Origin of the sequence: Moorena sp. SIO4A1 (genome assembly GCF_010672065.1) — a bacterium.
Lineage (GTDB): Bacteria > Cyanobacteriota > Cyanobacteriia > Cyanobacteriales > Coleofasciculaceae > Moorena.
On record NZ_JAAHHX010001025.1, the window covers coordinates 1 to 1,071 of the forward strand.

General features: G+C 43.0%; 1 protein-coding gene. It reads right to left on the reverse strand.

Annotated features, from left to right (window positions below; translation table 11 throughout):
- Positions 1-576 precede the first annotated feature (576 nt).
- The coding region (locus tag F6K53_RS44980) for a transposase (RefSeq protein WP_293087607.1) at positions 577-1,071 on the reverse strand (495 nt) is incomplete at its 5' end.

Below are 1,071 nucleotides of genomic sequence, written 5' to 3' on the forward strand. Positions count from 1 at the left end.
TAAAAATTCCCAGTGGCTTACCTATTGCTACTTCAATTAGTAGATAGCTACAAACTACTCTGTAGCTACCGATTGAGAGGGTGCATCTCAATGCATGTTGTTTAACGTGGTGGTGCGTTACGGGATGGACTGTTCCAATACTGGCTAATGCGAAAATCAGGGCTAGTCCATCCCTAACGCACCCTACAGAACATTTTCAAATATGAGATGCACCCGATTGAGATGTTCTTGACCAATCCCCAAAATCGCGGGTTTTGGGCATCTAAACATCAGGTTTCAGTCTTGCCTAGTGTGTCTTTGAATACTGGTTCACTGAAAAATATTGGGCTTTGCTATCAAACCCGCCATGGATTTAAGTCCACAGCTCATAGCTAAGGTCGGTTTCAACCGACTCCAACCCTTTATCCCTAGCGGGATAGCAGCGACACCATAGTTTGTAGGAGTTTTGTCAGTCAATCAGCTCTGAATAACACGTGAATAACAATAGAGGTAATAACCTCTATTACAATTAACGACCAATACGACATACTATCAGGGTAGAGTAACCAATCCCCACGGCACTTATGCCAGGGGCTTTTAGTAGCCCTGTACAATATCTGTTAGAGAACAGGATAAGTACGAACCTCCGGGCAGGGTTACGCTCTGCCCCAATAATTTAATCATCATAGAACCGTTAAAGTCAGCATCCCCATTCCATCCACAGGCACCACATTTGTAGCGCTTTCGAGACCTGTAAGATTTACCCTTAATTGGATGGATGTGTAGGCATTGATGGCATGTCTGGGAAGTATAACGAGGATTAACAAAGATAACTTTTACTCCAGCCTCTAAAGCCTTATATTGTATAAATTCGCGAAGTTGATAGAATGCCCAATTGTTGGATCTTCTTTTTTCAGTTTTAGATCTTGGCTGGAGGTTTGTTCTTTCCCTGATACCTGTCAAATCCTCCAAGGCAATCACTGCCCCTTGAGATTTTGCCGATTCTACGATGGCCTTACTTACATTGTGGTTGACCCAAGTCTGAAAACGTCTTTCTTTACCTGATAGCCGTTTCTGAAGTTGGCGACATTT